This is a genomic window from Candidatus Collinsella stercoripullorum, from assembly GCF_027669965.1.
Taxonomy (GTDB): Bacteria; Actinomycetota; Coriobacteriia; order Coriobacteriales; family Coriobacteriaceae; genus Collinsella; species Collinsella stercoripullorum.
In genome coordinates, this window is the sequence record NZ_JAQECM010000073.1 from 1 (window position 1) to 6,839 (window position 6,839).

Below are 6,839 nucleotides of genomic sequence, written 5' to 3' on the forward strand. Positions count from 1 at the left end.
GAGGGTGCTAACAGGCGCGATTACTCACTGTTGGCATTTGTCTCGTGCGCACCCGCCTGAGCGTGCCGGAACGCTCTTTCGTTTTAGAAAGAGATCGTCCAAGAGCAGGAACCGGATAGTCTCGCAGTGCAGGCTTGCCCGCCGCCCGCCGTGCGATGGCGGACACCCAGCGCAAAGCGCGCACCTTCGACAAGTGCGCACACAGGACCGGCGACCGGCAAGAGGCGCGTTTGGACCGCCTCGAGCGCGACGAGACCACCAAGGTCGGCACCACCGCACAGACAGTACGGGCGATGATGACGACTCCGACGACATCAAGGTGCTAATGTGTTCATAGACGCCGGACGCCCTGCAGGTTTTGCTTGACGGCCTCGGACGAGCTCGGCTTCGACGACGACGCATGCTGGAGGCTCGGCGTCTTCTACGTAAACCGCGAGGATCCCTTCGTGGTGGCGCCCCGGCGCTTCGGCGTGGACCGGGTCATGAACTGGGGCGACCCCAAGTCGGCGGGGGCTCGCCGCCCTCCCTGTGGCCTAGGTCGTAACGTTCGTCGTGGTGATCGAGGTCCTGCATAGATAGGGCGGGCGGCGCCCTGCCGGGCAGCGGTCATGCACAGGGAACCACACCGCGATTTCCCCTCATTTACTGAGCGCGGCCTTGGTTTCGCGCAGATAGGCGAAACCAAGGCCGTAAGTAAACCAAATCTGGAGAAAACCAGGCGGAACTTTATTCCCACTCAGTAATCGAATCGTGCATTCCCATGGCCTCTCGTCTACGCGGTGCGTCGTTGTCTCACTCATCGCCGAAACGGCACGAATGTCGAGCACTCGGATAAACTCAATAATGAACTCAGCTATTCCAGCCTAGCATCAGATGTCAGACGCTCTTCCGGAGCAATCTGAGTCACCGTCTTCATCACTTTCCGACGCATCAACCAAATCCTGGCTTTGATATTGCACGCTTAGCCAATCTATCACCCATGATTTAAAATGAGAACGCTCAAGCTCGCGCCTGATTTGTGTTGGGCACATGCCAAACAGTCGCCATAGAATGGCATAGCAAAGCAATGCGGTCCCCATCGTTAGTCGATATAAATTAGATGGGTCGACCGCGGCGGCCGCAGACCCATGCGAGTATGTGTTTCGAGCAACCTGTTGTTCAGACACAAACTTATCTATATCAGGGACAAGCCACCCGACAACATCTTTCTGCCTGTCCATAAGTTCATTTATCAGACGCTTTGCGCCTTTTGAATTCTGTCCTATTCGAGACTGGATCCATGCCACAAATTCTTCTGGCATTCCTTCGGTTCGCTTCAAGAGTTCTTTTCGATTTTGCTTAAACACAGCTTTTGGCCAAGATTGTAGGTCAGCTCTGTATCTTGAAATCGCTTCCAAAGCCTGAGATGCGGACACGCACTGCAACTCAACTGGCATTTTCCAGTCATAGGTAAGTATTGAAACAATTAAGTCGCCGGCGCGTTTGAGAAGCAGGTAGTCTTCCTTGTCTCTCCTATCGATGCCATAGTCGAACCAGCTAGAAAGATAGTTGCCGATTTCTCTTTCTAGTGCGCGATAAGGGAACGGCATCGCACGTACAGCATTTTTTGACGGAGTGGGAGAATCAATCAATGGTGCGTAGTATTGAATTGCGCTCTCTTCACCATCAAAATACAAAGTAAACCTTTGGATGGCTGCATGAAAGCCCATGCACAAGCTAAGGAACTCTGACAGTTTGACAGCGAAATCACGAGCCTCCTCGAGAGTCTTTCCGGCTGAGAAACATACTTTCAAACAGCATTGGTGACGAAAAGTCATCTCGTTTACATTCAGCCCGGGAATGATGTACTTGCTGAACAGCGTAATACTGCATTGCTCACTCTCTAGCAAGACCGCGGCCTCGTCATTTTCTTTTTTATATTCGAGCGCTCTGAAGCGCATATTATCTTGATCATCAGAATCAAAAGTCATGCAATAAGCTGATTTCCCGTACCAGTCAGCCAGATTCCTTACCTCGATATCCACCCTATTAATTACGTTAGACGGGTCGAATTCACGGCATCCCTTTGCTGCCATAAGATAATCTGCACGGATGACCTGATGGACCATTCCCGGATAGCGCGTTTCACCGCCACTGTACACAGCGTTTCCAAGCACCAACGCATACCCGTCTTGAGAGAACCCGTATAAGTACTCCGCAGCAGAGAGTTCTTTTTCACCGTTTATGACAACGCCTGGGGAACCGAGCAGCTTTCCGCAGGGGATGTCGAGAACAACCCCCTCGTCGCCAAGGTTTGCCGTCCCTTGAACCGCGTTGTCCCCACGCGCCTCTTCCCAGCTCTTTCCCCATACTCCCTGGGTAAAACTTGAAGGAATCATAACATGCCCTCCAGTCAATCAACGTAGGCTCTCTCGACCTATCCCCACAGCCCTGTGTTCGACATCGCGTACAGCGGGACGTTCCTCATCCAGTCCTGCTCACGATAGCCCGACAGGCTGAAGCGAACGGAATTAATCTCCGGACGGGATTCCTTGAATGCTCGTAGACTCTTGGCACGCAGGTTTTCTTCGGCCTTTACCTCTATGGCATACACTCCGTTTGCCTTCTGCACCAGAAAGTCGATCTCTCCCGAAGAGTTTTCAGCGGACCAGTAATACGGCGTGAGCCCGCAGTCCGAAACGAGCTGCTGGCAGACGTACTGCTCGGTAAGCGAACCCTTGAACTCCTCGAAGATCCCGCTGCCACCGACGACCGTCTCTTTGTCCAACTGTGCCATGGCGCCCAGCAGGCCAACATCCACCAAAAAGAGCTTGAATGCAGTGTCATCCGCATAGGGGCTCAATGGAATCCCAGGCTTCGAGATTCTGCGGACAAGCGTTGTGATACCTGCCTGCGTGAGCCATGTGATGCCCGACTGGTAGTTCCGTGCCCGCGCCCCCTGCGCGATGTGGCTGAACACGAACTTTTTGTTTTCTCGACCGAGATGGGACGGGATCGACCGCCACGCGGCGAGCGCGTACTCAGTCTCGACCCTGCCGAGGTGCTTCGAGATGTCGCGCTCGTAGCCGCACAGAATATCGAGCTGCACCTCGCGCGCATCCTCCAAGAGACCTCGCTCAAGAAAGGCGCTCACCGCCTCAGGCATGCCCCCGACGTAGTAGTACTGACGAAGGAGCGGAACGATCCTGCTTGAGAAGCTGTTGATAAGGCTCGCGTCGCCAGCGTCGATGAGGTCACAGAGCGGCCGATTCCCCGTCGCAGCGAGGAACTCCCGAAAGCTTAGGGGATAGAGATCGAGCGTATTCACCTTCCCCACGGGATACCCGCTGCCCTCGTGCACAGTGATGCCCAAAAGCGAGCCGGCCGCTGCCACCACGTACCCGGGCGCGTCCTCGCAGAAGTACTTGAGGCTCGTGAGCGCCTTCGGGCACGCCTGAATCTCGTCGAGGACGATGAGGGTGCCTCCCTCGGTCACGACCTCCCCCGTCTCGAACTGGATGGCGGATACAATGCGCGGAATATCGTAGCCCAGCTCAAACTGCTCACGCATCCTGGGATTGTCGTCGAGATTCACGTATGCAACGTTCTCGAACTGCGTTTTTCCAAATTCTTTAAGCAGCCAAGTCTTTCCAACCTGACGCGCACCGTTGAGAATGAGCGGCTTGCGACGGAGCCTGTTCTTCCAGACAATAAGCTCATCCATGAGAAATCGTTCCATGCAAGCTCCTCCCCTAAAATGGCTACGGCCTTATTTTCGCACAGATTGGCGAAAATAAGGCCGTAAGAAAGCCAGTTTTGGAGAAAATCAGGCGGAGTTTTATTCCCACTCGATCGTCGCGGGCGGCTTGCTCGTGATGTCGTAGGCCACGCGGTTCACGCCGGGCACCTCCGCCACGATGCGGCCCGAGATGCGCGCGAGCACCTCGTAGGGGAGCTTCGCCCAGTCGGCGGTCATGGCGTCGCTCGACTCCACGGCGCGCAGGATGATCGGACGCTGGTAGGTGCGCTCGTCGCCCATGACGCCCACGCTCTTGATGTCGGGCAGGACGGCGAAGTACTGCCAGCAGCTGTGCTCGGAGTTGCGCTCGCCGGTCGCCTCGAACAGGCGCGCGTTGTAGGCGTCGAGCTCCTCGCGCACGATGGCGTCGGCGTTCTTCAGGATCTCGAGCTTCTCGGGGCTCACCGCGCCGATGATGCGGATGGCCAGGCCCGGGCCCGGGAACGGCTGACGGTACACGATGTGCTCGGGCAGGCCGAGGGCCAGACCCAGCTCGCGCACCTCGTCCTTGAAGAAGTGGTCGAGCGGCTCGATGAGGTCGAAGTGCACGCCCTCGGGGAACGGGATCAGGTTGTGGTGGCTCTTGATGGTCGAGGCCTTGCCGCCGGTCTTGCGGGCGCCGCTCTCGATGATGTCGGGGTAGATGGTACCCTGGGCCAGGTACCTCACGCCGTCGAGCTGCTGGGCGACGGCGAAGAACTCCTTCCAGAACTGCGTGCCGATGATGCGGCGCTTCTCCTCGGGCTCCGTCACACCGTCGAGCAGCGCGGCGTAGCGCTCCTCGGCGTGCACGTGGATGAAGTCCACGTCGAACTGCTTGGTGAAGACCTCCTCCACCTGCTCGGGCTCGCCCTTGCGCAAGAGGCCGTGGTTGATGAAGACGCAGGTCATCTGGCGGCCGATGGCGCGGGCGCCCAGGGCGGCCACCACGCTCGAGTCCACGCCGCCGGAGAGCGCCAGGATCACGCGGTCCTCGCCCACCTGCTCGCGGATCTCGGCGGTCATGCTCTCGACCAGGTTGTCCATCGTCCACGTCGCCTCGAGCCCGCAGATGTCAAACAGGAAGTTCGAGAGGATCTGCTGGCCGAACTCGGTGTGCTTCACCTCGGGATGGAACTGGGTCGCGTACAGCTTGCGCCCCGGGCACTCCATGGACGCCACCGGGCACACGGGCGTGGAGGACGTCACCGTGAAGCCCTCGGGCGCGCGGCTCACCGCGTCGCGATGGCTCATCCACACCGTCTGCTCGATGGGCGTGGCGTTGAACAGCGCGCTGTCATGGTCGCGCTCGATGGTCGCCGGGCCGTACTCGCCGATCTCGAAGTGCGAGACCTCGCCGCCGAGCGTCGCCGCCATGATCTGGTGGCCGTAGCAGAACCCCAGCACCGGCAGGCCCAGGTCGAAGATCGCCGGGTCGACCGTCGGCGCGTCCTCGGCGTACACGGACGCCGGGCCGCCGGACAGGATGAGCGCGGAGGGCTCCATCGCGCGCACCTCGTCGGCCGAGATGTCGCACGGCACGATCTCGGAGTAGACATGCAGGTCGCGCACGCGGCGGGCGATCAGCTGCCCGTACTGCGCGCCGAAGTCGAATACGAGGACCTTGCTCCCCGTCTGGTTTGAGCCGTTCTGCGTCATGAGCTCCCTTTCAGCACGTACCGGTAGAGACGGGCGAAGCGCCCTTATCCTACCACCCTATGATACCTGTTGCCCGCACGACGCGGCGCCCCTCCCCAAAACTGCACCGCATGTCCCGCCCGCGTGCCCGCCGCTGTGCCACAATGGATGCCGGCCGCCGGCGCGCAGGGGCGCTCCGCCCCCGTGAGCGCCGACCGACGAGGGCTCGGTGCCGCGCTGAAGGCCGGATGGCCGCCGGCCCGCCGAGACGCGGTGCCGCGCGCCCAGCCGCCGGCGCGGCGCACCGTGCACCGACCCCGTAAGGAGGAGCGCATGAAACGGATCCTGCTGATCGCCACCGGGGGCACCATCGCCTCCGCCGAGGACGGCCGCGGCCTCTCCCCCGCCCTCACCGGCGCCGAGCTCGCCCGCGCCGTCCCCGAGATCGCCGCGCTCGCCGACATCGGCGTCGCCCAGCTCATGAACATCGACAGCACGGACATGCGGCCGCGCGACTGGCTGCGCATCGCCCGCGCCGTCGCCGGCTCGTACGACGACTACGACGGCTTCGTCGTCCTCCACGGCACCGACACCATGGCCTACACGGCCGCCGCGCTCTCCTACCTCATCCAGGACAGCCCCAAGCCCATCGTTCTCACCGGCTCCCAGAAGCCCATGGGCGACTCCTTCACCGATGCCAAGCTGAACCTGTTCCAGAGCATCCTGTACGCGGCGGACGACCGCAGCCGCGACGTGGTCATCGTGTTCAACGGGGCCGTGATCGCCGGCACGCGCGGGCGCAAGCAGCGCACCATGAGCTTCAACGCCTTCAAGAGCGTCAACTACCCCTCGCTCGCCTACATCCGCAACGACCGCATCATCCGCAGCGGCGACGCGCTGGCGCGCGCCCAGGGCGTCGTGCGCGACGAGTCCTCCGGGCACGGCCCCCGCATCTACGACGCCCTCGACGAACGGGTCTTCGTCCTCAAGCTGACCCCGGGCATCGACCCGGCCGTGTTCGATCTGCTGCGCCCGCGCTACGACGCCGTCATCATGGAGACCTTCGGGATCGGGGGCATCCCCGAGTACGGGCGGGACGGCTCCGCCGCCGCCTCCTTCAAGCGCGCGGTGTTCGACTGGGTCGACTCCGGGCGGACCGCCGTCATCACCACGCAGGTCCCCGAGGAGGGCCTCGACCTGGGCGTGTACGAGGTCGGGCGCGCCTACGCCGAGCACACGGGGATCCTGAAGGGCGACGACATGACCACCGAGGCCCTCGTCGCCAAGACCATGTGGGCGCGCGGCTGCTCGGACGACCCCGACACGGTCCGCGAGCTGTTCTACCGTCCGGTGAACTTCGACCGGCTGCCGCTCGCCTGACGGCCGGGCGCCGGAGGCGGCGGGGTCCGCGTCGCGCCGCCGCCCGCCCGACGGCCTGCCGGGC

At 61.2% G+C, this 6,839-nt stretch carries 4 protein-coding genes; 1 reads left to right on the plus strand and 3 read right to left on the minus strand.

Going from position 1 to position 6,839, the window contains the following annotated elements; genetic code table 11:
* Window positions 1-869: 869 nt before the first annotated feature.
* From PHA29_RS10035 to guaA, 3 genes are all read right to left on the minus strand, one after another.
* Entirely contained in the window at window positions 870-2,378 is a 1,509-nt protein-coding gene (locus PHA29_RS10035) for an ApeA N-terminal domain 1-containing protein (RefSeq protein ID WP_270849476.1), read from the minus strand.
* 38 nt (window positions 2,379-2,416) lie between these two features.
* Window positions 2,417-3,718: an ATP-binding protein gene (locus PHA29_RS10040; RefSeq protein ID WP_270849478.1), complete on the minus strand. Its 1,302-nt coding sequence runs from the start codon at window positions 3,716-3,718 to the stop codon at window positions 2,417-2,419.
* A 99-nt stretch (window positions 3,719-3,817) separates the two neighbouring features.
* The gene (gene guaA, locus PHA29_RS10045) at window positions 3,818-5,416 is read right to left on the minus strand and encodes a glutamine-hydrolyzing GMP synthase (protein ID WP_270849480.1); all 1,599 of its coding nucleotides are present in this window, start codon (window positions 5,414-5,416) and stop codon (window positions 3,818-3,820) included.
* 312 nt (window positions 5,417-5,728) lie between these two features.
* Between guaA and PHA29_RS10050 the strand changes: the two genes are divergently transcribed.
* Complete coding sequence (locus tag PHA29_RS10050; protein ID WP_270849482.1) at window positions 5,729-6,775, plus strand: asparaginase; 1,047 nt, start codon at window positions 5,729-5,731, stop codon at window positions 6,773-6,775.
* Window positions 6,776-6,839: the final 64 nt, after the last annotated feature.

Coding starts and splice junctions, on each gene's coding strand:
- PHA29_RS10050 (WP_270849482.1), top strand. CDS start 5,729: ATGAAACGGATCCTGCTGATCGCCACCGGGGGCACCATCGCCTCCGCC.
- PHA29_RS10040 (WP_270849478.1), bottom strand. CDS start 3,718: ATGGAACGATTTCTCATGGATGAGCTTATTGTCTGGAAGAACAGGCTC.
- PHA29_RS10035 (WP_270849476.1), bottom strand. CDS start 2,378: ATGATTCCTTCAAGTTTTACCCAGGGAGTATGGGGAAAGAGCTGGGAA.
- guaA (WP_270849480.1), bottom strand. CDS start 5,416: ATGACGCAGAACGGCTCAAACCAGACGGGGAGCAAGGTCCTCGTATTC.